This window comes from Longimicrobium sp., from assembly GCF_036554565.1.
GTDB lineage: Bacteria > Gemmatimonadota > Gemmatimonadetes > Longimicrobiales > Longimicrobiaceae > Longimicrobium.
On sequence record NZ_DATBNB010000577.1, the window covers coordinates 1 to 1948 of the forward strand.

The 1948-nt window shown below is 70.8% G+C and carries 1 protein-coding gene; it reads left to right on the plus strand.

The window, feature by feature from the left end:
- Positions 1 to 546 precede the first annotated feature (546 nt).
- Positions 547 to 1948, plus strand: a 1402-nt coding sequence (locus VIB55_RS15855) for an AMP-dependent synthetase/ligase (protein WP_331877635.1), incomplete at its 3' end; no start/stop codon positions are given.

Here is a 1948-nt window from a genome sequence, read left to right on the forward strand (position 1 = left end):
CAGCACATCCCTTGCGGGCCGAAGGATCTAACCATGGACACGTACAAGCCAGGGCGCGGCAGCGGTCACCGAAGCCTGGGCCTCGGCTGCCGTGGGGCCCTCACCCGGCCGCGCTGACACGCGTGCGACCCACTCCCGCAAGCGGGAGAGGGTGTACACTTCGGACTTTGGTGCGACCGGGCTCGCCCGGTGCTCGGGCAGGCGCCCCCCATCCCCAACCCTTCCCCCGCAAACTGCCGCGGGGGAAGGGAGCCAGTGTGGCGCACGGGGCCAGCCGGAGCGAGATTCAGGTCTCCCCCTCCCCTGCGCAGCGGGGGAAGGGGGCCGGGGCGAGGGGGCTCCCAGAGGCATGCACCGGCACTCCGTCGAACCCGCCCGAAGTTCCCCCCTCTCCCGGCGTAGTTTGCCGGGGGAGGGGCCGGGGGAGGGGCCCGCACTTGTCCAACTCCGCACCGCCCGGCATCTTCCCGCCAGGCCCGGCACCCTGCCATGCGAGCGCGCACACCCGCGCCCCTCACCTTCCCGGGCAGCCATTCAGGAGCTCTGATGCGGCAGATGAACACCGTCGTTCCGCTGCGCACTGTGGAGCGCGACACCATTCCCAAGATCTTCTTCGGGGGCGTCGACCGGCACGGGCGCGACGCGGCGATGATGTACAAGGCGGCGGGGCAGTGGCACGCGCTCTCCGACGCCGAGGTGGAGCGGCGGGTGACCGCGCTCGCCGTGGCGCTCTCGGCGGCAGGGGTGGCTTCCGCCGACCGCGTGGTGGTGCTGGCGGAGAACCGGCCGGAGTGGGCCATCTGCGACTACGCCATCACCGGCCTGGGCGCCATCACCGTCCCCGTCTACCCGACGCTTCCCGCCAACCAGGTGCAATACATCGTCGCGGACTGCGGCGCGAAGGTGGTGTTCGTCTCCAATGCCGCCCAGGCGGCCAAGATCCGCGAGTTCCGGGTGCAGCTTCCGGAAGTGGAGCGACTGGTTGCGTTCGAGGGCGCCGCGGACGGTGTGGAGTCGTTCGCGGACTGGCTGGCCGAGGGCGAGCGCGAACTGGCCGCCGGGCGGTACACGGGCTTCCGCCAGCGCGCGCTCTCGGTGCCGCGCGAGCAGGTGGCCACCCTCATCTATACCTCGGGCACCACGGGCAACCCCAAGGGCGTGATGCTCACGCATTCCAACCTGGCGGCGAACCTCGCGGCCTGCCTGCAGCACGGGATGACGGAGATCATCCGCCCGGGCGACGTCACCCTCTCGTTCCTGCCGCTTTCGCACGTCTTCGAGCGGATGGTGGACTACCTGTACTGGGACGTGGGCACCACCATCGCCTACACGCAGGTGGAAAAGGTGGCCGACCACCTGGCCGAGACGCGCCCGATGGTAACGGTTTCGGTGCCCCGGCTCTTCGACAAGATCTACAGCAAGGCCATCGGGGCGGAGGGGTTCAAGGCACGGGTCGTCGCCTGGGCCCGGGGCGTCGGAAGCCGGGTGGCTGCGCTGCGCGAGGAGGGGCGTGAGCCGTCGGGGCTGCTGGCCGTGCAGAACCGGGTGGCGGACCGGCTGGTGTTCAGCAAGCTGCGGGAGCGCACGGGGGGCCGGGTGCGCGCCTTCGTCTCCGGCGGGGCGCCGCTGTCGCCGGAGGTCGCGCGCTTCTTCCTGGGCGTGGGCCTGCCCGTGTACGAGGGATACGGGCTGACGGAAACGTCGCCGGTGATCGCGGTCAACGCGCCGGGGAAGATGCGGATGGGCACCGTGGGTCAGCCGGTGCCGGGGGTGGAGCTGGCCATCGAGCCATCCACGGGCGAAATCCTCACCCGCGGCCCGCACGTGATGCGGGGCTACTGGAACGATCCGGATTGCACGCACGATGCTATCGACGCCGAGGGCTGGTTCCACACCGGCGACATCGGCACGCTCGACGACGGCTACATCCGCATCACCGACCGCAAGA